The sequence below is a fragment of the Luteibacter mycovicinus genome (genome assembly GCF_000745235.1).
Taxonomy (GTDB): domain Bacteria; phylum Pseudomonadota; class Gammaproteobacteria; order Xanthomonadales; family Rhodanobacteraceae; genus Luteibacter; species Luteibacter mycovicinus.
The window spans coordinates 1-23,630 of the sequence record NZ_JQNL01000001.1 but is presented as its reverse complement, the minus strand read 5'-3'; the positions used below and the strand labels follow the sequence as shown (position 1 = coordinate 23,630).

The following is a 23,630-nucleotide window of genomic DNA, read 5'->3' as shown; positions in this document are numbered from 1 at the left end:
CCATATTCACCGCGTCGGGTGGTGGCACCGCGCCCTGAACATGCCAAGATATGTATCAGACGTACGAAGCGACCTGCAACGATTTTATGTAATCCATTACATTGCGGCGCAGCATATTTGCAGTGCGGTCAGCGCTTGCTGGCCAGTTCGAAAAGGCTGTGCAGAAGGATGATCAGCGCGTGAGTGCCGACGAAACAAAGCGGAAAGGGAAACGGGCCGCTCCGGCCAAGGAGGCGCTCGCCGATGTTGCGCCGCGTCCTGCACGCGTGCGTACGGTGAAGGAGATCGCGGCCATTGCGGAAGTTTCCGTTGCAACTGTCTCTCGCGCGCTACAGCGTCCCGAGTTGGTCAGCGAAGAGACGAGGCTGCGCATCCACGAGGTGGTCAGGCGGCTCGGCTATACACCGAACGCTCTTGCGCGCAATCTGCGCACGGCCCGGACACGCCTGATCATCGCGTTGCTCCCGGACATCGCCAACCCGTTCTTCTCGGAAGTGATCCGAGGCATCGAGCAGGTGGCGTACGAAAAGGGTTACTCCGTCCTCCTGGGCGAGACGCAGAGCAGCCTGGTGCGGGAACAGGCGTATGCCGACATGGTCGCGGCGCGCCAGGCGGACGGCATCATCACCATGTTCCATCGCGTGCCGGCCATTCCGATGGACGGCCGCCTGCCGCTCGTCAATGCTTGCGAGTACGTCAAGGACAGCGCTATTTCGAGCGTCTATGTGGACAACGCCGGCGCGGCCGCCGCGGCCGTCGAGTACCTCGTGACACTGGGCCATCGCGATATCGCGTTCATCGCCGGCCCCGGCTCCAGCCCCATCTGCGTCGACCGCGAAGAGGGCTACCATCTCGCCCTTAAGCGGGCGAAGATCGTTGCGGATCCGGCGCTGACGGCCGTCGGCGACTTCTCCATCGAAGCGGGGGAGCGCGCCGTCGAGATGTTCCTGTCGCAGGGCCGGTCCTTCAGCGCCGTGTTCTGCTCGAATGACGAAATGGCCATCGGCGCGATGCGCGCCCTGACCGCCGCGGGCCTGCGCATTCCGGAAGACGTCTCGGTCGTCGGTTTCGACGACATACGTTTCTCCCGCTACACGTCACCTCCGCTGACCACCGTGTCCCAGCCGAAGAACGCGCTGGGCCGCGAAGCCATGACCATGCTCATCGAAATCCTCAACGATCCCCAGGTGCCTCCGCGCAAGCGCGTGCTGTCAGCCGATCTGGTTGTCCGTGGCTCCACGGGTCCTCGTCGGGACCGGTAATCGTTGCACTGCAAGAGGCGATCATTCTCCATGACTGACGAACCAAAGATCGAGAAAGCGCAGCCCACCCGCACCTCCGAGACGAGCGCGGGCCATGCGGGCAACGTCAACACGTCGCGCCGCAGCTTCATCGCCGGCACGGCCATGGCGGCGACCGGGCTGCTGATCCTGCCCCGCCATGTCCTCGGCGGTCCTCGCCATACCGCACCCAGCGACCGGCTGAATATCGCTGGCATCGGCGTCGGTGGGATGGGCGCCGCCAACATGCGCGCCCTGGCCGGCGAAAACATCGTCGCCCTGTGCGACGTCGACTGGGGCTATACGGATACATCCTTCCGCAAGATGTTCGCCGGGGTGGGCGAACTCCAGGCCCGGCTTGCCAGGGCGCCGACCGCTGCCAAGCGCAAGGAACTGGAGGACCGGATCGCGCAGACGAAGCTGCTGTCCGGCAAGTTCGATTCCATCAAGCGCTACACCGATTACCGCAAGATGCTCGAGCAGCAGAAGGATATCGATGCGGTGGTCATCGCCACACCCGATCACCTGCACGCGGTGATCGCCAGCGCGGCCATGAGCCTGGGCAAACACGTCTACGTACAGAAGCCGCTCACCTGGTCCATCTTCGAAGCCCGCGAAATGGCGCGCAAAGCACGGGAAAACCCGAAGATCGTCACGCAGATGGGCAACCAGGGCCATTCCACCGACGACACCCGCCTGATCCACGAATACATCGACGCCGGCGCGATCGGCGAGGTGCGCGAGGTGCACGCATGGACGAACCGGCCGCTCGGCTACTGGCCTCAGGGCGTGCCACGTCCGCGCGCCGTACCGAAGCCCGACGACGCAAGCTGGGACATGGATGCGGTGAACAGCCGCCTTGCCAATGCCATGGCCGGCAACTATCCCATGCCGAAAGGTCTGGAGTGGGACCTGTTTCTGGGCCCGGGCCCTGTCATCGAGTACCACCCGCTCTATCACCCATTCAACTGGCGCGGCTGGACGGACTGGGGCGTGGGTGCGATCGGCGACATGGGCGCGCACCTGATCGATTCGCCGTTCTGGTCGCTCGACCTCGGCTTCCCGACCTCGGTGGAAACGGTCTCGACTCCTTTCAACCACGAGTCGTACCCCACCGCGACGATGACGTACTACGACTTCCCGGCTCGCGGCGACAAGCCGCCCGTCCGGCTCACGTGGTACGACGGTGCGCTCCTGCCGCCGGGACTGGAGGCGCTGGGGGCAGGGCAGATGCACGATGGTGGCGTGCTGTACGTGGGTGACAAGGGCAAGCTGGTGCACGAAACCTACGGCGACAATCCGCGCCTGCTACCGCACTCGCTGCAGGAGTCGGTGGGTACCCCGCCGCGGAAATTCGCCCGCATCGAAACCTCGCACGAAATGAACTGGGTGGACGCCTGCAAGGGCAAGGGGGAGACGACGTCGCCTTTCGAATACGCCGCGCGGCTGACGGAAGTGATGTTGCTGGGCGTCGTGTCGCTGCGAGCGGGTGGGCGCATCGAATACGATGCGCAGAATATGCGGGTCGCCAATATAGCGGACGCGAATCAGTTCCTGCGGCGGGATTACCGGGCAGGGTGGTCGTTGTGACGGCGCTCGTCCTTCTGATCTGCCGGGCTGGTGATGCCGGAGCCGCGGTCCGGCATCAGTTGTGCCCCTGGGTCTGCGCGCGAGGCAGTGTGACCGCGCGAACAAAGGCCGACAGATCGCGATTGAAGCGCTCGGGCTCCTCAAGGAACGGTGCGTGGCCGGATGCGGCGTAGAGCTTGCTCTGAATCCGCGGGTTGATGGCTTTCGCCCTCGCGATGCTCGGCCCCGGCATGACCAGGGCATCGTGTTCGCCATAGATGAGCAGCAGCGGGATCTTTGCCTTCCTCAGTCCTTCGGCCGCATCGACCGTCATCGATGGCACGGCCCGCTGCATCTCCCAGGAAGCGAGCGCCGCATTCGCCAACAGGCGCGAGAACGTGGTCGCGTCCGGTTCTTCGTGGAAGCACAACCTGAGGAATGCGCGTTCCCCGTCCAGGCGGGTCTTCAGGTCGGTGGAGGTCATGTCGCGATAAACCTCCGGGTGGGCCGTGATCTGGTCGGGCTTCAACTCGATCACGCCGTCGACATAGACCGCGCCGGCGACGTCGCCGTCGCCATGGGTCGCCAGATAATTCGAGATGACCGCACCGCCTAACGACCATCCTACGAGCACGGGCTTATGTGCTCCTGTCGTTTCGATGACCGCAGCCAGATCATCGGCCCAGCGCCGTCCATCGCGGTAGGCGTCGGGATCCGTGGGCTTGCCGGACAGGCCATGCCCACGCAGGTCATACGTGATCAGCCGGTAATGGCGCATGCGAGGATCCTGCAACTGCTTTTCCCAGTTGAGCCGGCTTCCGAGCAGGCCATGGATCAGGACGACCGGAGGACCGGCAGGATCGCCGGTTTCCTGCACGGCGAGCACGACGCCATCGGAGGCGGCGACGGTGTACGCCTTGTTTTCCGCATGCGCCGCCGGCGACCCCGCCAGCATCGCAAAGACGATCAGCAGCGCACCGAACGCGCGATAGAACCTCGACAGACACATAAATGATGACTCCTGGGTCGGTTGGACAAGCTCAGTCTGAACCCTCACACTGATGTGACTGTCAAGCGAAAAACGGTGTCGCCTTCCATGTCTAAGCCACCGGCAGAAATGACCATCGGCGCGCTCGCGAAGGAAAGCGGCGCAAGCTTGCGTTCGATCCGACATTACGATGACAACGGGCTCCTGACCTCCGCTCGTGCGCTGAATGGCTACCGCCTGTTTTCCCGGGCTGCCGTGACCCAGGTCCGGCAGATCCAGCGCCTGATCGCCGCGGGATTCAGTCTGGCCGAGATTCGCGGATTTCCGGACTGCATGCGCATGATCGAAGGTGCCGCGGCCTGTCCGGAAACCAGTGACGTGCAACGCCGGCGGCTCGCTTCCATCGAGCGCCAGATCGCAGAACTGGAGCGGCGACGGGCCGAACTGCGCGGGATGCTGTCCGAAGGTGTCTAGCGCGCCGGAGGCCTCACGAAGATTACCGGTCGACGCGCGTCCAGAGCCGATCGGAATTCTCGTCACGGTCCACGAAGCCGGTGACCTTACCTCCTGCATCACGTTGCACGACCTTTCGGACGTAGAGGTTGTCTGGCTGGAACAGCACGTCGCGGGCTTCGGCCTCGAGGATCTCGGGTTGCTTGCCGGAGCGTTGCCCTGAGATTTTCAGGCCATGCCGTTCAATCCGGTATGTCGCGTCGCCGTTCCGATACGTCCCGACCCATGGATCGATATCCTGCGGGTTAAGCGCGATTGCCGGAGGATTCCGGCGTATCCGATCGGTATGCACGAGGCGCAGCCGCCATTCTCCGTCGACGCGTTGCCAGGTCTCGGTCATCAACAGATGCGAGTCCTTCGTCGACTGCTTGCCCGCCCTCTGTGGAACATCGTCGCGATGGAAGACCTGCACCGTATCGCCGATCTGCTGGGCTTCGTAATCCACGATGATCAGCGCCTTGTAGCCATCTTCGGCGAGCTCACTCAGGAACTCGGCGCGACGCAAGACGTGACCCTCTTCGACGTACATGAAGTCGGACGTCGTCAACCGGCGCCATGTCTCCCGATCGCCACGGTGGATAGCTTCGAGAAGCAGCTCGTCGTTGTGACGCAATGTCCTGACAATCTGGGGATCCGGCGGAAGCGACTGGGCGTGAGCGGCGCTGGTGAGCGCGATGCAGAGAGCAAGGGATATCCTGGAGCCACGATTCATCGCTTTCCACACGTGATGTTGGGGTCGTGGCGGGAGATTAAGTGCGGCGTGTGCCGGTGACAACGTGGAGTAGGGTCGAGCGTTGCTGAAGATGAGCGACTTCGTTTTTGACCGCACTGATGAGGGACACGTCATCCATTGCCTGGCCGCGCTACCTCGCCTGCGTCAACCCCAGATAGCCGTAGACAGCGCGCGCAACGCGCAGACGCACTTCGTCGGTTTCGCCGCGTTCGCCCGCGGCATCGACGATACGCGACCAGCTGGCCGCTAATGGTTTCGATGCCGAAACCGAGATCTTCAACAATGATCGCGGATCGCGCTTCTTCCTGCGCGCGCCGGGCGGGGTGATGGTCAAATTCAACACCCGCTCGGATGCCGCCGACGAGTTCCGGGGCACTTTTAACTGAGCAGGCCGGGGCGATCCGATCCCTTGGCGATGCGAGCATTGCCCTGATGGAGGCAGCATGAGCCCTCCGTAACCATGGAATGGCATCTATTCGGATGCCTACCGTGGCCGTACCGGTGACGGCGCGGTGACTACGAAGCGCACGCGTTGATTTGCACTGCTCGAGCCACCTGGAGAGCGGAATGAGTATGGTAGTCGGTCAATTTCTCCGGCAAGGTCCGGGGACTGTGTCGCTGTATCGGGTACGCCGCGAAGACACTCCGCCGTGGCGAGACAGCCCATGGGAAGCGGCGCGCCAAGACGGTACTCCATCGTGGCGTCAGGGAGCGGTGTGGATCACTGCCCCTCTGACCTTGCCTGATTTTCCGGAGTAACTGGCCCCGAGCGGCATTTCGTGGGTGATGCAGGAGACTGATCCCGGGACGCTGCAGCGAGGTGTCACTTGGTCGCCGTCCATCGGCTTGGACGCCTGCGCAAAGAGCTCGAACGCGACGGCATGGCGTGGCTTAAGTGACGCGGGTAACCTGTAAAAACTTGGGACAATTGAATCCTGAGCGATGGAACCCTTAGGCCAGCACCAAACTCGCGTCACTAAATACTGATTGCTGCAGTTCGATTAGGGCTGGTTATCGGGGGGTATGAACAGATCACCTGCCAAAGTCAGGATAGGTCCGTCTTCGACCCTTAGCGGACCAAAAAGGGGAGGAGATGGAACGGATTAAACTCGGGATCCAAGATGGCGCTCGAGGCGGCAAGGCTATCCTCGATAAGACTCGGACGATGATATTTGCCTCGTGCAGCTCGACTACGAGGGTGTATGCCTGATTGGGGATCGACCGTGCAGTCCGTCAGACCTTAGCGGAAGAGAGGATACTGCCAACTGCTATGGGGCGGGCCTCAATGTGTTCCCATCAGGCATGGCCAGGGATATGGGAGGTGGGGCGGAGGCTCATAAGCTCACCCTCGGCCAGCGAGGCAGAATGCAGGACCTAGTGCGTATCTTTGATACAGGGCCCAACGTTCAGCCGACAACCGTTGCAGCGCAGCGTGAGTATTTCGATGGTTAGCTGAAGAGCTTCTGAGTGAGGTCCGCTTCCAACCCAAAGCCGTCATTAAAAAGTGCACTCTGACCAAGTTTCGGGCCAAGCAACACGCAAATGCGATCGACCAAGTAACCCGCCGCGTGCGCTTCTGCGGCATGGTTAGTAAACGACCTCTACCGCGTTAAACGCGCGTTTAGTACCATTCAAGCGCTCTACAACGAGATTAAAACAGGGATAGGGGAGGTCTCTCATGGCCGCATTTGACATCAGTGTGCGGGACACGCTCAAGCTGCTTGATGGCTCGTTCGAGCCCTTCGCTGCCGGCGTGTCAAACGGGCTTTACGCATTCTGGTTGGGTTCCGGCATATCATTCGGACGCGCGCCCAGTCTGCTCGTCCTCGTCGGCAAAGTCGTCGAGTTCGTACGCTCGCGTATTGATCATGCAGATCCCAACTGCAAGTTCACCATTACGTTGCGAGAGATTCTCACCCTTGCCAGCGCCTCAGCGGACGAGCTGACGCGCTCAAAGTTCGATGAGCCCTTTGCCGCTTGGCCGGATCGGGACGCCATCGCTAAGCGCCTGGTCAATAACTATTCCAAGCTGCTCGGGCTCACCGTCGATGGTGAGGACATGGACTATCTCTTGTGGAACGTCATAGACGTCGGCGCCACATTCGCAGACCCTGCGATGATCCCTGACGTGGAGCATCTCTGCCTCGCGGCCTTAAGTTTGGAGGGCGCAGCGCCTGAGATGCTTTCAGCCAACTGGGACCCGCTGATCGAGAGAGCCGTGTCTACCCTGACAGACGGCAATGTAGCGCTGAGTCCGACGGTTGTCGCACGTCCCGCCGACCTTCAACTGCCCCGCAATAAGACCCGCCTGATCAAGTTCCATGGCTGTGCTGTCAAAGCTCAAGGTGACCCGGGCCAGTACCGCCAATGGTTGGTGGCGTCACACGATCAGGTCGCCGCGTTTTGCACCCAGGCGGACAACCAGGGGCTCGTGACAGCATTGACGCATATCGTCGGCAGCAAGCGCACACTGATGCTGGGCCTCTCGGCCCAGGACGCCAATATTCAAGGGATCTTTAATAAGGCGGCCAACGAGTTGACGTGGCAGCTTGGTGAACCTCCTCCGAGCTACGTGTTCTCGGAGCAAGAGCTGGGCATGGACCAGCGATCGCTCCTGAAGAACGTCTACCGCGAACAAATCACCCCAGCAAACCTGAAGGCGGTCTTTGAGGCGGCGCGCATCCAAGCGTACGCAAAGCGGTTACTTGTCGCGCTGCTGCTGGATGTGTGGTCTAGAAAGCTGCAGGCGTTGGCCCTTCTCGCGCCCGGCCTGCTTCCGCCGGCAGAACGTCAACACCTTTGCGACGGCATTGCGGTGCTTCGCAACCACCTGGCAGATGCAGCGTTGCCGGACCTCGATTTCATCGATGCTCTCCTTGACCGGTTCGGCCGTGCCTGCAAGTTGCTGCGCGACGGCCAAATCGAACGCCCCAATGTCAGGTTTGAGCCGATCACGAATGACGTTGTGGCGGCCCTCTCAGGCAATCCCGCCCTGGGGGCCCTCGGGTTGCGCGAGGCAGCCGTTGCGCTTGGCCTGGTGGGGATGGGCTTGAACCGCTATGACTGGACAGTGGAACCGGAGACTCTGGACAGGGAATCTGGTGTGCTGGCAGTCACCGGAAAAGGTGTAGCGACGGCTCGCACCAAGGTGTACCTTACGGCCAGCGCGGCAGGCGCCGCGCTGCTCCGGAGCGAGGGCCACCTGATCGAGGCAGATAGCCCCCTGTTGATCCAGTCTCAGAAGCTGGTAATACCAATGACACGATCCCCGAGGGGAGCATCGGGGCGAACTGGGCTGCCGAAAGCGCGCGAAGTCAGCATATCTGCCTTGCTGCAAACCTACGCCACCGCTGACGAGCTCTATGAAGCATTCCGACAGGAGCTCGCGCTATGACTGATTCAACCCCTATTGGCCGGGTCACGGTGGCGCTTGAGAATGCTGGGTACCAGCGGATCGCCAACGGACTCCAGGTTGGCGAGCTGAAGTTTCAGTTTCCGGCCGCGTTCGTGAAAGCGAAGAACTCAGCCGAACTCATCCTCGTCGCCGACATCGCCAGCGAGAGCGAGACGCAGCTGATCCGCAAGGTCGACGGCGTGGCGCGCGCGCTGGACATCGCGTCCTCCACACGGTCGCTCACCTTGGTGGTGACAGGCCCACGCCCCAGTGGTGCTGCGCTAGAATCTCTAGGACGGGTCTGCCGGGTCCTTCCCACCGGCAACATCAGCGGTGACGACGGCGACGAACTCCTCAAGAACTGGCTGGCTGTGCTGCTGCCTCTGTCGTTGCCACAGCCTGAGTCCGCGGTGGGCAACTCCCTAGCCCGCATCCACGCCGCCGCGCAAAACCTGGACGAAACCACCAGGAAATTGATCGATATTGCATCGCTGGGGGAGGGCGCCGTCAGTAAGGAGCTGTACTCGATCATCGACGCCGCTGCCGTCCAAGCCAAAGAGAAGACAATATGACGCCGCGCATCACGTCAATCACGGCTACCGACTTCCGCAGTATTCGTGGGAGCGTCACGATCCCGATGGATAGCCCTGTTGTGCTGATCCATGGCCGTAATGGCGCTGGTAAGACCAGCTTATTGACGGCAATGGAACTTGGCCTGACTGGCAATCTGGCGTCGCTATCTCGGCTGGATCCGCGGCTTCGTGAGCATCTGGTCCACAAGGAGGCGGCGTCCATGAAGGCATCGGTGTCGATCGGCGTCCACGGGCTTGGTGTCGACTTTCCGGCAGGTCATTTCGACATCCATGGCCACGAGCTCGGTGGCAAGCCGGCGCTGGGTCCCCTGCTGACCAAGCACTTCTCGGAGCGCTGCTACCTGGCGCAATCTACGCTGACGAGACTACTGGAGTTCTACGAGGACAAGGCGGTAAATGGTTCGGCGCTGACGCGATTCGTCAAGGAGTTGCTGGGGCTGGATGCGCTAGAAGCGCTCATTGACGGCCTGCACAATGCCGGTGACGTTCGCCGGCTCCGCGGCCATGCCGTAAGTTTCTGGGACATGCGCGAGCAGCTCCCGAGTTTGGATGACGAATTGAGCCGCCTGGCTGAAGAACTCACTGCCGCCGAGGGCCAGGCGGCGCAGCTCACGCAGACGGCGGGTCAACGACTTGCACCACACTGGCCAGAAGTTGCCGGCCTCTCGGCACAGGCGATACTTGACCTGTTGAAGGACCAGTCGCAGGAACCTGAGCTACAACGCCTGACGCAGCTCAGGCGGGAGCTCAATGACACGATCTCGCAGAGCCAGAGGGTGGTATCCGTCATTTCTGCCGACAAGCGCGAGGCCGTCGAAACGGCCGCCAGTGCCGCCGACGCGGCACTGCGTGGCTGGATGGACACCAGTGGCAAGCGCATGACGGAGCTGTTCGATAGGCTCGGTGGCTACTTCTCTGATCTGCCATCGCCCATTCAAAATCGCCCCGAATACGCCCTCGCCTATGCCCATCGAGCCATTGCCGCTGAGGTGACGAGATGCCAGCAGGTTCAGGACACGGATCAAGCTGCACAAAAGCAGGTTTCAACCCTTCGGACGGACCGGCAAGGCCTCACTAGGCGGCTGGAAGAGATCGACAAGCAGATCGTGCAGCATTCGCGCGAGGCAGGCCAGCTTGCGCAGGCGCTGTCTGCCTTGGTTCCCCATGTGCACACGGAAGAATGCCCTGTCTGTAGTCGGGACTTCGGTGAGGTTTCATCGTCGCCGTTGCTGGGTCATCTCACCGCACGGATTGCGTCCCTGACCCAGTCGGCGGGCCTTCTCTCGGCGTTGTCGCAGGACCGCGCGAACACGGTGAACGCCGTCGCGGACAGAGATAGAGATATCGGTAGCGCTCAAGCACAAGTACTCACAGCCGAAGCGAGAGCGGAATACGGCCAAAGGCTTGCAACCCTTAAGCAGGCCTTGCAGGCTTTGTCTGCCCTGGAAGTGGAAGCCAAGGCTGGCGAAACCCTGTTTGGGCAAGCTGCCAACGCCGCGCAAGCCCTGGTATCGGCTCGCGCCGGCGATCAGCAATCGGCAGCAATTCGTGACTCTGCTGGCCGGTTTGCCACTGTGCTCTGCATGGATTCCATTGGGGCCAGCGAGTCTCTGCAAGCGGCGCTGCAGCGGTTCTTGGCTGAAGTCACTGCTCGGCTGGCGCGGTTGACGGCAAAAGAGTCGGCTCGCCGCGATGGCGAGGCGGCGCTGAGGGAACTGCTTTTGAAGCAGAAAAATATTGAAGCCATCAAGCTACAGCAGCAGAAGCGCAGAACTGCTCATCGAGGCCTGAATGCGGCGAAGGAAGCGGGGGAGCGCGCGATGGAACAAGCCCGCGAGCTTCTCAAGCTCGCTCAGGTCGAGCGTTCCCGTGTTGTTGGACAAGTGTTCAACGATTCCTTGAATGCGGCATGGCGAGACCTCTTCGTTCGCCTGGCACCGGACGAGCCTTTCATCCCCGCCTTCGCTTTGCCCAAGGCGACGAAGGGCGACGTCGAAGCGAAGCTGGAAACCCACTACCGAGACGGTAGTAGGGGCGGGAATCCAAGGGCCATGCTCAGCGCCGGGAATCTCAACACGGCCGCACTAACGCTGTTCCTTGCGCTACACCTGTCTGTGAAGCCGCAGCTGCCGTGGTTAATCATCGACGACCCGGTGCAAAGCATGGACGAGGTTCACATCTCGCAGTTCGCTGCGCTGTTGCGGACACTGTCCAAGCAGCATGGACGCCAGGTGATCATTGCTGTGCACGAAAAACCCCTATTTGACTACCTCTGCCTTGAGCTCAGCCCAGCGTTCGAAGGGGACCGATTGATCACTGTAGAGCTAGGGCGTACGGCCAATGGAGACTCGGTAGCGAACACTTCGGTTAGAGACTGGAAACAAGACCGGGCGATTGCAGCGTAGCTATCTGCGCTCGCACTAGACTTCCCGAACTCTGAAACGGGCGCGTGGTTGAGAGGTTTGTTGGCTTACGATTAAACCGCCTCGTTTCGGTGATCAAACGACCGGTCTCAGTGAGTTTAACGAACGGCTGCTTTTGGCCGAACGCTGACGCAGGGGAGGGCGGTTAGCTCGTGTTATCTGGGCTACCTCTTCGCAGATCCATCTCAAGCACAACGCACTCGAGGGGTGCTTAATTTACTCGACAGGAGGTGGCACGGCCCGTCCTTGAACGTCCTGAGGCTCATAGCGTTGGCATGGAAGGATCTGACGGTAGTCGCCAACAAGTACGATGGCATCGACTTGCTAGGCAAAGCATGTGAGCTACTAGCCACCGATGGGCTGCCTGAGGTCTATGGCCTCGGGGACCGCATGCAAATGCTCGAAATTTATGGCACAAAGCGGCAGCTCGTTAAACAAATCCAGTGCGTTGAACGAGCTATGGGGCGCGGCGGCCGATCTAGCGACGATCATTGTGTAGTCTTACTGCTTGGGCCGGAGCTGACCCCAAGGCTCCACCAGCCAAGTGCCGATGGACTTTTTTCGGCGGCCACAAGCGCGCAGATTGCCTTGGGACGATCGTGGCTACGCAGGTGAGTGGCAAGCTTTCACAACGCAGGCTAGGAACGACGAGCGTACGCCCGGTGGTCGATTGCGTCCGTCAGCTGGCGATAATTTAGCGCAGCCCAACACCAGTGTTTCCCGGCTCGTCAATGCGAAAAACATGCTTACCTCCTCTAGTTCGGCAAAAGCCATAGCTGGGTTGGAAGCTCAATGAGGTCTTCACTCGCAATGCTATGGGCGCCACGACGCGTGGCGCCAGACTGTGTGGTGACAATCAACTGACGCTCGCGCGAAAGAGCAAACACCGCCTCCTGGAGTTGATCGAGTCGCGCAGGAGTCTCGTTTGCGGTCATTTGAACCAAGTCACCAAAGCGTACTGGGCTATGTAGCTGACTCATCCGCTGGGGGATGTCGCTGCGCAAAGCGTCTCGCGTGGCCTGATGGGCATGCTCGTCGAATCGATTATCAAAAGCGAGCTGGCCGTGGTTTCCCAAGTACCCGAGCATATTGAAGCCAGCTCCGCCTGGGTGGTGGAGATTATTGCTTCCCCAGTGGATGCGCTTCATTTCTTCGTTAGCCCGCCAATGACGAGCCAAATGCAGGAGCCAGTAACCACGACGGCTATTGCGAGGAACGATGTAGAAAGGCGTGCTAAACGCTGCACCGGAACTTGCACGAATTTGACCGGTCATCAGCGTCTGGATGGCACGCCGCCAGGCGAGGTCACCGTCATGTCCGGCACCTGTCTGCTTGATCGCCAGCAGCTGTTCCGCCGTAATTGCTTTCCCCAGGCCTGTGCGTTGCAACGCGGGATTGAGTTTGTCGATCATCTGCTCGGACAGGAAATTGATCAGATTATCGATCATCCAGGTGAGGAACACCTCTGCATACGGAAGTTCCGTGAAAATTTGCTTGACGGCGTCGAGATTGACTTGGCTCCAGCCGTATTGGTCGAGGATGAAAACGCTCCGGCCGTTGCGCCGCTGCCGATCCTGGATGTCCTTCAGAATGCCTGGAAGCGCTCGATGAAAATCGTTTCCATGAATCGTGACTCGCGTATCTAATGAGTTCGTCAGTGAGCTGTCCGCTATCAGCTTCCGGAGAAACGCACATGTCGATCGATTTTGTTCGACCAAATGGACATGAGCGTCAATGACGTAGGGCGTACGGATACCGCGCTGCTTCCGGTCCATAGCAACTAGTGCGCGCGCCTCTTGAAGTGCCTCCAGCAGCACTATCGGAGAGCCACTCACTTGTTCGCCCGATTCCGTGCGATACCGGCCGCCGCCAGCAAAGCCGTCAACAAGAGTGACGCGAATCCCCTCACTGCGCGGGTGCTGCGCAAGAATTCGCAGGTAGTTGATCAAATACGCTCGCAGCACGTCGTGCTTGGCGCGACTATGGTCCTCTATAACGGGCAACGCTCCATCGAGCGACCACTCGTAGCCCCCTTTTGCCATGACAGGTCATCCTCCTGATTATCCCCAAGAATGCAGCGTAGCAGGCATTTCATCCCATGTGCGACCGTTCAGAAGACGGCCATTCTTGGACTTTGCACGCCGCATTCCGTCCGCCCCCCAGCCACCCCATTGCTTGAAGAAGAAGGCAACTTTCTGCTTCTTGCACTGGACGCGCACGGATTCGGCCCACTCAGGAGCCATGGGACGTGCCTTAGGCCCTGACTCGCCGCCGACGATGACCCAATGAATGTCCGAGAGATTGAGTGCACCTAAATCCTCTAACAGAGGCTCGATGGACAAAAACCGAATGCGCGCATTGATGCTGCGTAAGTGATCGATTCGAGGCAGTCCATGCTTTCTATTTTCAACCGATACTCCTAGCCAAACGTTGTCAGGCACAGCGCGTGCTTTGAAGAAGCGCGCCATTCGAGCAGCGCGCTTGGTCAGCACTTGAAAAGAGTGATGTGGTGTCCGTGCCATGACATCCACGATGCGCTCGATATAGTCATCTGGGACCTTTTCATGGAATAGGTCGGACATGGAATTGACAAAGTAAATCGTGGGCTTCTTGCGGCGCAGTGGCTCCTCAAGGCGTTGAGGCATCAAGGTCAACGCGAAACCGTTCTCGTAGCCCGGTGTGCCCATGGCCTCCAGACGGCGGGCGAGCGTCTCCGCATAACAATGCTTGCAGCCAGCCGATAACTTGGTGCAACCCGTAATCGGATTCCACGTCTGCTCGGTCCATTCGATCTTTGACGTCGTGGCCACAAAAAGTGTCCCTCCTCGAGAACTATGCCCAATTGGCGTCGCAATGCCTGAGACCACAGAATAAACGTCAGCGCTCGCTCGGCCAACGACCCGTTATCCGTTGTTTGCAGAATCAAGCAAGTACACGGCGGGATTATCTGCGACACCTCGAGTCTGGTAGTACCCCATCACGCTAGACACCGCACGGTGCTCGGTCATCGCCATGATTGCCTGCAATGGCACCCCTTGGCGGCTCGCCTTGATCGCGAACCCCGAGCGCAGACTATGCCGCCAAAGTTGCCTTCCAGTCCCGCCAGCTTGGCGCGCCGCTGCACGATCTCGCCCACCGCGGCCGGTGAGAGGGCGGGGCCGACGGGCTGCTTCCACAATCGCCGAAAAATCGCTCCCTCGGTGATGCCGGCGGTGACCAACCAAACCTCCAGGCCTGGGCGGCGCGATCCAAGACGGGCTTGTCCGGGGGCGACGTCGCGGTTATGCGGCTTGTTGCGTCGTGCTGTGTTCTAGCCGGTAGATGAATCCCTGTGGGCCGATGCGGCGTAGGTCGCGCAGGTCGGCCGCCGCTACCTCGCTGCGTCGCCGGCCGCCACTGGACAAGGCGAAGCAGAGTACGGCGCAGTCGCACAAGCATTCCAGGCTGTCGTCGCAAGTCGCCAGCATCGACTCCAACTCAGCCAAAGTGATCGCCGTCTTCTTGCGCGGTCGCTCGCCGCGCTTGACTTCCGCCCGAGCGGCCCGGCTCAGTACCATGCGAATGGCCGACTGCTCGCACGGGTTGATTAGCTGCTTGAGCCGGTGCGCCGTCGACAGCAGCGCCACCCGATGACCGACGGTGGCAAGTACCCAAGGGCCCAGCTTAGCCTTGAGGCCAGCGGCCACCAAGGACAGGTGACGACAACGGAGCCATGAAGACACCGCGAGAATGAATTCGCAATTTGACATAATATACATTATGCGAATACCTGAAAAAGCTTCGCAGGCAATTGACACGCCCCACGCGCATGCTGTACCGCCGACAGAAAGGAAGACCTGATGCCCTCGGCTACATGGCAACTTGAACCCGGAGAACTGATCACCCCTCAGGGTCGACACATACCACTGCGCGAGATCCTGAACTGGGCCATGGCGCGACACGATGGCCGACAGGACATCCAAACCGACAAATGGAGAGGATGGCGGATCGTACAGCAGTACCTCGTTCCACCGGGACGCACGATGGCGGACGGCGGAATCCACATCAACGCGATAAAGTCGCTATTGTTCCACGACGACCAAGAGCAGGTTTTGCGGGCATTGGATGAGGCATGAAGAAAGACCCGGCCAGCGATGGCCGGGTCTTCTTCGTTGAATGGTCGAGAGCGTATCCGCAGGGGAAACCCCTGCACCCCAGACCTTCGGTTGCCCGGGCGAAGCGACAAATCGATTTGCAGTCTCGCCCGGGCGACCGAAGGACGCTCAGTCACCGACGACGATACAGCCACCGCTTGACGAGTACCCCCGCGACGACGCAAGCGACAGTACAAATCACCCGATAACCCACGTGACTCCAATTCACTTGGACGCACCAGCGCGCAGCGGAAGCGGCGCCGGGATACCGTCCGGAACGACCCCAGCGACCGCCGTAGCGAGCGCCGGAGACGCCTCTGGCGTGGAGGGCTTGACGCCATCGCGCGATGGCGTGTCGTCCTTACGCCGCTCTGGCTTAAACGGGTCATAAGCCGGGCCGTTCTTCGCTACGTTCAGACAGATATCGAGGGCCAGCGTGTAACGCGTGCCCTGCTCCGTGATGCAGTGGCAATCCGAATCGTCGCCTTTCGCCACGCAATAGACCTGGGGATGCGTGGTGACCTGCTGGCCGTCGTACAGCGGCGCGCTCCAAGGCTGGCTAGGGATACGCGGCATCTGCTGCTCGACGTACTCACCAGCTGTCTTCGGGGCCTTTGAAACCTGCGCAGACGGCTTGGACGGGGAGACTGCAGGCACGGGCTTGACATCCTCCTTCTTCGTCCCCGTGCCCGCGAGCACTTCGCCGTGGCGAAACACGTAGATGCCAACCCCAACGACCAGAACGAACATGGCGATCGACACGACAGCGGCGATGCGACCCTTCACCTGCGCCCACGGGCGCTTGGCCCGTTTCGTGTGCATCGTGGCCGACTTGTAGAACGGGTAAAGGTGAGCCGGGTACTTCCATTCCTTGAACTCACCCAACATGCGCAAGGCGCTGTCCTGCACGTCGTCGTGAGCCTCACGCCATTCGTACCTCAACGCGCTCGCTTTCGTGTGCGCGACAAGATGGATATGGACGTTCACCAGCTTTCGGATGTTCGCGTGTAGAAACGTTGGGTGCTGCGTCATCAACACGATATCGATGCCATCGTGACGATGCGTCTCCATCTCGATGATCGCCTGCGACGGATCGCCACCACGAGACGCGCGCCAATAGCGCTGCGCCTCGTCCACCACGACAAGCGAATCCTTCTCGCAGTGCTTGTGCCACTCAAGGACGCCAGCGTCGTCGAGAGGAAGCACGCCCGGATAGCACTGCCCGTCGATGTTCGCCGAGTAGATCAGACGCCCTGCCTTCTCCTTGCCCCACTGCTCGATCAACTCCATCGCGGCGAGGGTCTTGCCGGAACCGGGTGTGCCCGTTAACAGGTAAATCATGACTTGGGTCCTATCCGCTTGAGAATCATTCGACTACCCGCCGCCGAGGCGAACGCCGACAAAATAATCGTGATTGACCGATCAACGTTGAGGTATGCCATCCACGCAACGGTGTCCGCCGACAACCCGCCGAAAGCCGACTGAATCGCCGACAACGCGGGCTCTACGATAAATTTCTGCGACCCGAACTGGATGCCGAGGAACAGCAACGCAGTGAGCAACCACTGCCCTGCCCTCGTGAAGAAAAGTCGCGACAACGCTGCGCCGCACACTTCAATCAACGGGATAAGAAACGCAGGCACCGTCAGCTCCCCTTAACCGATTTGCCGATGATCACAGCGGCAACGATGTATGCCGCGACCAATGCCCACGCGGCCAGCAATGCTGCCGTGTCGCAAATGCCCGGGCCACCCATAAGATCGTGATCGAGAAACATGACGGGCTTTACAGGGCACGAACCGCGCCCACCCAGCCAGCCCGCATCGTTAAGCTGCACGGGAGCATCATCGTCGCCGTTGTCGATCAAACTCGACACATCCGGGTCGCCGCCCTCCTTCCCGCTGTCCTTATTGCCCCCTTGGATCTCTGCCTGAATTCCAAGCGACTGGCACCGCTGACGCTGAGCCTCTACCGCCATCGTGGCAAGCAACGGGTCGCCAGCGGTAGCAGGACTCGCGCCGCACGCAGCTTCCGTATATGCGTCGTCGCACAGCTTGCCCGCCGTGCAATCACCATCACCGTCACCGTCGCCGTCACCGCCACCGGTCCCGTTACCCGGCGTAGTCGTTCCACCACCGGGCGTGGTTGAACCGCCGTTGCCGCCTGTCCCCGTCGTGGTTCCCTGATACGTCCCGGTCGTGATCGTGATGCCACCGCCAACACCGGAGCCGGAAAAGGAGCCGCTACCCGTCTGCTGCTGCTGAGGGTCGGACACAGGAGGGTTAGGCGGCGTAGGCGGCGGCTGGCCGGCGTCGCCTGCGCAGGAAGCCGCAGAACCGTTGACAGCGCAGCCGGACGGCTGCTGAGGGGGTGCACCACCACCCGGATCGGTCGGGCCGCTCACGCACGTTTGCGCGCCCGAACTGCTGACCGAGCAGAACTGATTCGAATTGGGGTCGTAACAGGAACCGCCGCTGCACACCTGAGGCGGAGAAGACGCCGGAGGCGGGGGCGTACTGTCGCTAGAACAGCTATTTCCGGTAGGCGAAAACGTGCCGAGCGAGCGACCGATGCCGCTTCCGGGAACACTGACCGTAATAGTGCCGGGCTGCTGGGTGAAAACGAACTCGCAAGAGTCGGCGCATACCGTCGAACCCTGCGAATAGCCGGAATCCCAGACGCTACCGCTAGGCGACGCGTGCGACGCGCACTGATTGGCGGGCGGAACCACTGGGCAACTAACGCGACCTACCACATACGACGCGTCGACCCAAGCATCGTTGTTGTCTTTCTGCTGATACTTAAGATCCACTTCGACGGACGTCGAGTTAATCCGCCTCGTGACGCACTGCACGTTACGGTAGGCACTGTTACCGTTCATTTCCGCTGCGTTAGACGCGCACGCCGACTGGTAACTCTGCAAACTAGGACACGTCGGCGACCAATCGTCTGCGGATACAGACGCAGAGAACAGCGCTAACAAACACCCCGCAATCGTCAGCGCGTAACCGCTGCGCCGAACATAATCCACGCGGCCAAAATAATGTATCCCGTCATACGGGAGCACCTCGTTTGAGAGGGAGGAAGGGGCGGCGGCGACGGGGTCCAGCAAGCTGGACACCCGCGTGCCGACGCCGCCCCTCCTGACTGAAAGGCGGGCCACCGCGCGCAGGAAGGCAAGAATGGCCCGCATGGATCACGCGCCCCGGCGCGGCAGCTTCGACGACTTGATGCCGATGTAGCCGGACGTGAACGCGACCGAGATGGTGACCGCGACCACAACCGCAGCAGCGATCTTGGCGACATCGGCGGTGGGATCGTACGCGTCGCCGTCGGCGGCATACGCGCTACCCACCGATGCGACCATCAGGAACGCGGTGGCAGCGAGCATGCGAACGCGGGGGTTCTTGGCGAGACGATTCTTCGTGGTCTTGACGAGCTTGAGCATGGTTTTCTCCTGAAATGGGCGCCGGAATGGCGTCCCCTGATCGATCACATTCCGCGCCTGGGCAACTTAGAGACAGCGATGGCAACGAGACCTGAAAAGATCGCGATACCAAGGGTCTGTCCCGCTTCCGACGACATCGGCGGGATTAACGTCGGCGGAGGCATCCACGCGGTCTGCGTGCATGTGGAGGTCGCTGCGTCGAACTGGACGCAGGTCAGGTACATCCCTGCGCCCACGTCCATCACGCAGCCTGCGAACGTGCAACCGGCTTAGCCGGGACGAAATCGGGAAAGATCACGAGGCGACCATCGACGATCTTCGGCTCGCTCGCCTCGATGGTGTAGTCACCCGGCTCGCGAGCGAACGAGGCCTTCGACGGGTCGAAATACACCTCAAACTTCTCGTAACCGCCGTCGGCGTCAACGAGCCGGGCGCTCTGGAAACCGTGATTTTTGCCCTGCTGTTTCTTATTCGGGACGAGCTTGATCTCGGCGGTGAAACGAACGATACGCTTGGACATAACTGACTCTCCTACGACGTTTGGACGTCTACTTGACTTGGCCGGAAGTGGCCGGTTTTCCGGTCCGAGACCGGGCTAAAACGGTGCTGCGAACGGATGCGCGTCGAGCGCGACGGCTCGACCGAATGGGTTTTCGCCGACCCACTTGGGAGTGGCGTCGCGGGTGAGGAACGAGGAAACGAGGTCGCCGAGATCCGTGGTGTCGTCCGCGATGCAGGCGAGGTAGTTCAGCAAGCCGCCGTACTGGCGCTTGCAATGCCGCATCGCGTTTTGAAGGTTCGCCTTGGCGCGGACAACGCTGGACTTGATGCGGCACATCACAGCGCTGACCCACGAGAGCGCCGGGTAGCGGCCGACCAGAAACAGAGCGGGTTCGACCAACACGTCGAGCGGAATTTCATAGCCCTTGCGGTGATAGAAACGACCTTCCCAGCGGACCCACTCAGCGTATTCCTCACCGTCGCGGTAGCCCTGCTCCCTACCCTTCTCGTACACCACCAATTGGCTGCGACCGGTGGGCTTGCCGATGTACATCGTCATGCCACTACCGTCGTTCCAGCCCTGTACATTGGACGCAGGAGGGCGACCGCCCGTCACGAATTCGCCCAGGTCGTACAACTCCTTGGCAAGCTCGAGACCACGCTCACCCTTGTAATCATCGTGAGCGACATCGACCCGCGTGATCTTGGCGGCGATGGTGTCGAGCATTTCACGGACTTGTGACCACGCCACGTCGTGGTCAAAGCCCGCTTCAACGAGGGCGCATGCTGCGCCCGTCATCTCCACGGACACCGTTCCGCGCTGATTTTCGCCACCCCAACAGACGTCGCCGCAAGCACTGCCGTCAGGCGTGAGAAGAACCACGTGATGCGCGTAGCCGCGACGGCCGCCCTTCATGGCGGGCTCAACGTGGATACCGGACTTCGGTGCCAAGGTACGAACGAACCGCTCGGCGGACCAGATCATCGCATCGCCTTCGGTCTCTGACCCGAAGACGTAACCGGCGCCTGCGCTGAAACGAAGGAAGTCGATATTGGCAGCTACCTGCGAACGCTTCGTAGGGAGCGCCTTCTTCGCGTTCAGGTACTTTGATCCCCTGTTAGCCGACGGGATCACCGGCGCTTCGCGCCGGATCACAGGTGGTCCCCGAAAAGCACGAGCAGCACGCCACCGACGACGTACGTGAAAAACACGCAGACCTTGACCACACCGCGAGCGTTCACAGGCCAGCCTCCAGCAACTCACGCTCGCGAGGGACGAGGTGGGCGTAGGGCCCCCTGCCCCACAGCGCTATACGCGCCTCACGAACACGGCGACGGTCGTACGACGAGAGGCCGGGGTACGTCGAGTGAGGATCGACAGGCACGGATGACATGCCACCCGGTAGCAAACCATGCTTCGTGATGGACTCGACCGGCCCGGGAATAACGACCGGTCGAGACGTGTAGTAGTGGTGCCGGTTAGGCTCGAAAGCCTCTGGAAGTCCGCGTAAGCGCATATCAGGCCTCGTCGCCGGTTTCGTACGGCATGCCGCGATGCCCGCAAGCGGGGCACTCCGTGTCACTCCACTCAAACTGCTCGCGCTCGATATCCGCGCCGCAGTCCGTGCATTCGATATGACGGTGCTTCTTCTCCAGCTTGTCGAAGAAGTTTTCAGTGTCCCACTCACGCTGGCGTTCTCGTCCCACGGTTCGTTAGGCTCGACGTCATCGGTCTCACCGGCAGCGCCGACGTAGCCGCATTCGTCGCACTCGACTTCGCCAAACGGCTCGTCCGGCTCGACCTGGGCGCCGCACTTCTGGCAGTACGCCGCCATACCCTTCGAATCGAGATAGTCCGCATAGGTGCCAACGCCTGAGCCGTGGCGCGGGACCTTCGAAGAGATGATCGAGATGAGGCCCGACGTCCACGCAACCGAAACGACGACGGCGGTGACAGCCGCGGCGGCGATCAGCCTGACGCCAGTGGTCGAAAGAGCCTGCAATGCGTCCCCATCGACGATCACAGCCAGCCCTCGGCGACCAGCTGAGCGCGGTGATCGGCGTATGCGCGCCACGCGACGAACGCCCGGGCACATGAGACGGTGAACAGGAAAATCCCGGCCGAAAGGACGAAGGCAAGCATGACGGGCCCTCCCCTCACGACTTGGCGATGCGGAACGCGGCCAGCGCAGTGCGCTCGGCGGCTTCGGCATGGATGGAGGCGCACTCGAAGTCCTGCGCGTCCAGCGAAACCAGCTCCATGCGGAGGGCGGTTTCACAGTCCTCGGCGAGCGAAACGATGCACTCGCGGGCGAAGTTGTCGATCATGGCTGGCCCCTGAACGGGTAACACGTCCCGTTATGGGTCGGCACGTTACACTGCCCGTGTTACCTACGTCAACACAGGGTGTTTTATGTCCGCCACGCACGATCTCATGGACAGGGTTAAGGAGCGCCGGGGCCTTACGTCTGACTCGGCGCTAGCACGCTTGCTCGGTGCAACACAAGCGACGGTGAGCAACTGGCGTCAGGGAACGCGGCATCCCCAGCCGCACTACATCGAAAAGATGTCTAACGCTCTCGGCGAAAGGGCAATCGTATGGGCACTGCGCATCCAAGCAGAACGAGACGCCAAGGTAGACCCCACGAACTCAAAGGTGTGGCTTCGATGGGCTGACGAGATCGGGAAATCGGCAGCGGCCATCCTCCTAGTATTCGGTTTAGCCGTCTATACGCCTAAAGCGTCTGCATTTAGCGGTGAAACACCTGTTTTACAGAACGTTGGCCTATATACATTATGCGAAGTTGTGATAACCATTACAGCGCTACGCTGGGAACTCACGCGCTGATGATTAACCACTCAGCACAACGGCTCCCAGCCATGTCCTCCGCGCCCGGGTGAATCGCGTAAGCGACCACCCCTCTCCATTCCTCAGTCATCAACCGTGCGCGTGACCGCGGATGTGCTGACAGACGAGATGCGCCACTTCCATGGGGGCTTCACGCGCAGGGAAATGACCACCCCAGAAAGCACCTGACGTCGATAGCCGCCACTGAAGTAGGATTCGAGCCCTTCGGACTCTTCGGGCGGGTCGCATTCATCGGCGCCGCCCTGCAAGAACAGCATCGGCACCTCGAGCGTTTCGGTCGCATCGACCATGGCGCGCGCCGCGTCGTAGTCGGGGTCCATTGGACGGAGTTTCCCAGCGCGACTGGTAGCCGTGAAGAGTAATCGCGACCCAGTCCGATTTGAAAAGGCTTGTGCCGCCACCGCGAAGGCGTCTTCGGTGATCCACGCCGTCGGCCCCCACGTGTCCCATTGCCGTCGGGCAAAGCCGATGGGATCGTTGCGCACCGCTTGCGCGCCCGCTTCCGCCGTCATGAACCACTGATACCACCAGCGAGCACATTGTGGGTAAGCCGGAACGGTGAACCGCCCGCGAGGTGAATAGCCGATGGCAATGACGGTGGCGGATAAGAGGCGCGCAGGCGCCATCGCCGCCATATGGTAGGTGGCGCGGCCGCCCCAATCGTGGCCGACAATATGGAAGGCGCCGATACCCAGGGCGTCCATGAGATCGAACGCGTCCTGAGCAATGGCGACCCCGAGCCATCGCGAATGGTTGCGCCGTCGCGAAACTGCGTTTTGCCAAACCCCCGCAGGTCCGGGCAATCCACCTCAAACCTGCCGCTTCCAGATTCGGGACGACCCCGCTCCACGCGCTGGCATCGTCCGGCAGCCGTGAAGAAGCAGCACGGTTTGGCCGTCCCGAGGTCCACCCTCGGCATAGTGAATACGAAGCTTTGCGGTGTCGACCAATGGCATCTGGAGTTCCTCGACGGATGAAAGTGCCATCGCCGCGCGGCGGTGGACTGACGCGCATCCCGATGGGCGGAAGCTGACTATCCGTGGCTCGACCCGAAGGCCGCATGAATTCCCTGCCGTTCCCTCGCGATTCTTGAATCGTTGCTGGTCTGCATGGCTAAACGTTCCACCCGGCCGCGATCGCGAAAAGAAAGTGTAAATTCTTCAACACCGAAAGATTCGGGAAAAAT

General features: G+C 61.0%; 22 protein-coding genes and 1 pseudogene. 7 read left to right on the top strand and 16 right to left on the bottom strand.

The window, feature by feature from the left end:
- Positions 1-179 precede the first annotated feature (179 nt).
- Both FA85_RS00120 and FA85_RS00115 read left to right on the top strand, forming a co-directional pair.
- On the top strand, positions 180-1,262 hold the full coding sequence (locus FA85_RS00120) for a LacI family DNA-binding transcriptional regulator (protein ID WP_239739793.1): 1,083 nt from the start codon (positions 180-182) through the stop codon (positions 1,260-1,262).
- A gap of 30 nt (positions 1,263-1,292) precedes the next feature.
- Positions 1,293-2,870: a Gfo/Idh/MocA family protein gene (locus tag FA85_RS00115; RefSeq protein ID WP_051943662.1), complete on the top strand. Its 1,578-nt coding sequence runs from the start codon at positions 1,293-1,295 to the stop codon at positions 2,868-2,870.
- 55 nt (positions 2,871-2,925) lie between these two features.
- On the opposite strand, the gene FA85_RS00110 is transcribed toward FA85_RS00115, so the two are convergent.
- Positions 2,926-3,858 carry an alpha/beta fold hydrolase gene (locus FA85_RS00110; protein ID WP_036113249.1) on the bottom strand — a complete coding sequence of 311 codons (933 nt, stop codon included), beginning with the start codon at positions 3,856-3,858 and terminating at the stop codon, positions 2,926-2,928.
- A 108-nt stretch (positions 3,859-3,966) separates the two neighbouring features.
- On the opposite strand from FA85_RS00110, the gene FA85_RS00105 reads away from it, so the two are divergent.
- Complete coding sequence (locus FA85_RS00105; RefSeq protein ID WP_197056453.1) at positions 3,967-4,311, top strand: MerR family transcriptional regulator; 345 nt, start codon at positions 3,967-3,969, stop codon at positions 4,309-4,311.
- Between the two features lie 22 nt (positions 4,312-4,333).
- Here the strand turns inward: FA85_RS00105 and FA85_RS00100 are convergent, their stop codons facing one another.
- Positions 4,334-5,074 carry a nuclear transport factor 2 family protein gene (locus FA85_RS00100; protein WP_197056452.1) on the bottom strand — a complete coding sequence of 247 codons (741 nt, stop codon included), beginning with the start codon at positions 5,072-5,074 and terminating at the stop codon, positions 4,334-4,336.
- Positions 5,075-5,213: 139 nt separating this feature from the next.
- Positions 5,214-5,528: a hypothetical protein gene (locus FA85_RS22075; RefSeq protein WP_197056451.1), complete on the bottom strand. Its 315-nt coding sequence runs from the start codon at positions 5,526-5,528 to the stop codon at positions 5,214-5,216.
- A gap of 1,233 nt (positions 5,529-6,761) precedes the next feature.
- Between FA85_RS22075 and FA85_RS00090 the strand changes: the two genes are divergently transcribed.
- From FA85_RS00090 to FA85_RS00080, 3 genes are read left to right on the top strand one after another with little or no spacing between them, the layout of a single operon-like run.
- Entirely contained in the window at positions 6,762-8,477 is a 1,716-nt protein-coding gene (locus tag FA85_RS00090; protein WP_036113261.1) for an SIR2 family protein, read from the top strand.
- Entirely contained in the window at positions 8,474-9,049 is a 576-nt protein-coding gene (locus FA85_RS00085; RefSeq protein WP_036113264.1) for a hypothetical protein, read from the top strand. Before FA85_RS00090 ends, FA85_RS00085 begins: the two co-directional genes overlap by 4 nt.
- Positions 9,046-11,475, top strand: coding sequence for an AAA family ATPase (locus FA85_RS00080; RefSeq protein WP_036113267.1), 2,430 nt, complete (start codon positions 9,046-9,048; stop codon positions 11,473-11,475). Before FA85_RS00085 ends, FA85_RS00080 begins: the two co-directional genes overlap by 4 nt.
- Before the next feature lie 773 nt (positions 11,476-12,248).
- Here FA85_RS00080 and FA85_RS00070 read toward each other — a convergent pair.
- The 12 genes and pseudogenes from FA85_RS00070 to FA85_RS21705 form a co-directional block, all read right to left on the bottom strand.
- Entirely contained in the window at positions 12,249-13,535 is a 1,287-nt protein-coding gene (locus tag FA85_RS00070) for a three-Cys-motif partner protein TcmP (protein ID WP_036113272.1), read from the bottom strand.
- A gap of 18 nt (positions 13,536-13,553) precedes the next feature.
- Positions 13,554-14,303: a DUF5131 family protein gene (locus FA85_RS00065; protein ID WP_036113276.1), complete on the bottom strand. Its 750-nt coding sequence runs from the start codon at positions 14,301-14,303 to the stop codon at positions 13,554-13,556.
- 93 nt (positions 14,304-14,396) lie between these two features.
- Positions 14,397-15,185, bottom strand: a pseudogene (locus FA85_RS00060) (tyrosine-type recombinase/integrase); the annotation flags it as partial.
- 666 nt (positions 15,186-15,851) lie between these two features.
- On the bottom strand, positions 15,852-16,967 hold the full coding sequence (locus tag FA85_RS00050; protein ID WP_036113283.1) for a zonular occludens toxin domain-containing protein: 1,116 nt from the start codon (positions 16,965-16,967) through the stop codon (positions 15,852-15,854).
- Positions 16,964-17,269: a DUF2523 family protein gene (locus FA85_RS00045; protein WP_051943664.1), complete on the bottom strand. Its 306-nt coding sequence runs from the start codon at positions 17,267-17,269 to the stop codon at positions 16,964-16,966. Before FA85_RS00045 ends, FA85_RS00050 begins: the two co-directional genes overlap by 4 nt.
- Before the next feature lie 2 nt (positions 17,270-17,271).
- Entirely contained in the window at positions 17,272-17,901 is a 630-nt protein-coding gene (locus FA85_RS21715) for a hypothetical protein (protein ID WP_156108732.1), read from the bottom strand.
- Positions 17,902-18,822: 921 nt separating this feature from the next.
- Positions 18,823-19,074, bottom strand: a complete 252-nt coding sequence (locus FA85_RS00035) for a hypothetical protein (protein WP_036113293.1) — start codon at positions 19,072-19,074, stop codon at positions 18,823-18,825.
- A gap of 241 nt (positions 19,075-19,315) precedes the next feature.
- On the bottom strand, positions 19,316-19,594 hold the full coding sequence (locus FA85_RS00025; protein WP_036113297.1) for a hypothetical protein: 279 nt from the start codon (positions 19,592-19,594) through the stop codon (positions 19,316-19,318).
- 75 nt (positions 19,595-19,669) lie between these two features.
- Positions 19,670-20,731: a replication initiation factor domain-containing protein gene (locus tag FA85_RS20645; protein WP_051943666.1), complete on the bottom strand. Its 1,062-nt coding sequence runs from the start codon at positions 20,729-20,731 to the stop codon at positions 19,670-19,672.
- 362 nt (positions 20,732-21,093) lie between these two features.
- Positions 21,094-21,282: a hypothetical protein gene (locus FA85_RS21710; RefSeq protein ID WP_156110285.1), complete on the bottom strand. Its 189-nt coding sequence runs from the start codon at positions 21,280-21,282 to the stop codon at positions 21,094-21,096.
- Between the two features lie 313 nt (positions 21,283-21,595).
- Entirely contained in the window at positions 21,596-21,718 is a 123-nt protein-coding gene (locus FA85_RS22515) for a hypothetical protein (RefSeq protein WP_255349718.1), read from the bottom strand.
- Between the two features lie 14 nt (positions 21,719-21,732).
- The gene (locus FA85_RS21705) at positions 21,733-21,903 is read right to left on the bottom strand and encodes a hypothetical protein (RefSeq protein WP_156108733.1); all 171 of its coding nucleotides are present in this window, start codon (positions 21,901-21,903) and stop codon (positions 21,733-21,735) included.
- 85 nt (positions 21,904-21,988) lie between these two features.
- On the opposite strand from FA85_RS21705, the gene FA85_RS22690 reads away from it, so the two are divergent.
- Positions 21,989-22,423, top strand: a complete 435-nt coding sequence (locus tag FA85_RS22690; protein WP_081907484.1) for a helix-turn-helix domain-containing protein — start codon at positions 21,989-21,991, stop codon at positions 22,421-22,423.
- An 83-nt stretch (positions 22,424-22,506) separates the two neighbouring features.
- On the opposite strand, the gene FA85_RS00005 is transcribed toward FA85_RS22690, so the two are convergent.
- Entirely contained in the window at positions 22,507-23,247 is a 741-nt protein-coding gene (locus tag FA85_RS00005) for an alpha/beta hydrolase (RefSeq protein ID WP_156110284.1), read from the bottom strand.
- Positions 23,248-23,630: the final 383 nt, after the last annotated feature.

What these genes read in the sequence shown, in the direction of transcription:
- FA85_RS00110 (WP_036113249.1), bottom strand. Translation starts at nt 3,858, where the DNA reads ATGTGTCTGTCGAGGTTCTATCGCGCGTTCGGTGCGCTGCTGATCGTC.
- FA85_RS00105 (WP_197056453.1), top strand. Translation starts at nt 3,967, where the DNA reads ATGACCATCGGCGCGCTCGCGAAGGAAAGCGGCGCAAGCTTGCGTTCG.
- FA85_RS22515 (WP_255349718.1), bottom strand. Translation starts at nt 21,718, where the DNA reads ATGCTTGCCTTCGTCCTTTCGGCCGGGATTTTCCTGTTCACCGTCTCA.
- FA85_RS00085 (WP_036113264.1), top strand. Translation starts at nt 8,474, where the DNA reads ATGACTGATTCAACCCCTATTGGCCGGGTCACGGTGGCGCTTGAGAAT.
- FA85_RS22075 (WP_197056451.1), bottom strand. Translation starts at nt 5,528, where the DNA reads ATGCTGCCTCCATCAGGGCAATGCTCGCATCGCCAAGGGATCGGATCG.
- FA85_RS00025 (WP_036113297.1), bottom strand. Translation starts at nt 19,594, where the DNA reads ATGTCCAAGCGTATCGTTCGTTTCACCGCCGAGATCAAGCTCGTCCCG.
- FA85_RS00080 (WP_036113267.1), top strand. Translation starts at nt 9,046, where the DNA reads ATGACGCCGCGCATCACGTCAATCACGGCTACCGACTTCCGCAGTATT.
- FA85_RS00090 (WP_036113261.1), top strand. Translation starts at nt 6,762, where the DNA reads ATGGCCGCATTTGACATCAGTGTGCGGGACACGCTCAAGCTGCTTGAT.
- FA85_RS00115 (WP_051943662.1), top strand. Translation starts at nt 1,293, where the DNA reads ATGACTGACGAACCAAAGATCGAGAAAGCGCAGCCCACCCGCACCTCC.
- FA85_RS00070 (WP_036113272.1), bottom strand. Translation starts at nt 13,535, where the DNA reads ATGGCAAAAGGGGGCTACGAGTGGTCGCTCGATGGAGCGTTGCCCGTT.
- FA85_RS22690 (WP_081907484.1), top strand. Translation starts at nt 21,989, where the DNA reads ATGTCCGCCACGCACGATCTCATGGACAGGGTTAAGGAGCGCCGGGGC.
- FA85_RS21705 (WP_156108733.1), bottom strand. Translation starts at nt 21,903, where the DNA reads ATGATCGACAACTTCGCCCGCGAGTGCATCGTTTCGCTCGCCGAGGAC.
- FA85_RS00050 (WP_036113283.1), bottom strand. Translation starts at nt 16,967, where the DNA reads ATGATTTACCTGTTAACGGGCACACCCGGTTCCGGCAAGACCCTCGCC.
- FA85_RS00035 (WP_036113293.1), bottom strand. Translation starts at nt 19,074, where the DNA reads ATGCTCAAGCTCGTCAAGACCACGAAGAATCGTCTCGCCAAGAACCCC.